1 pseudogene is annotated in these 241 nt (G+C 32.0%); it reads right to left on the bottom strand.

Annotated features, from left to right (window positions below):
* Positions 1-241, bottom strand: a pseudogene (locus SH09_RS12275) (replication initiation factor domain-containing protein); the annotation flags it as partial.

The raw sequence follows: 241 nt of genomic DNA, 5'->3' as shown, positions 1-241 counted from the left end.
AAACCGTCATCTTCCATGTAGCTTATTATATTTTGTTTTAACCAAATCATTTCATCTCGTGTAAGTTTGTTTGGATTAAATTCAATACGCATATTACGTCTATCCCAACTATCTGCTTTCACTTTGTCATATTCAATATAAACTTTTTCTTGAAGTGCTTTAGCTTTAAACTTTGTTTGAAGAATATCCCAAAGTCTTATTTGGGGCTCTACACTCATAAATTTAGAAAGGGCTTGAGCGT

This window comes from Staphylococcus gallinarum, from assembly GCF_000875895.1.
Classification (GTDB): domain Bacteria; phylum Bacillota; class Bacilli; order Staphylococcales; family Staphylococcaceae; genus Staphylococcus; species Staphylococcus gallinarum.
The sequence above is the reverse complement of the archived record's forward strand: the minus strand, read 5'-3'. Positions and strand labels throughout refer to the sequence as shown.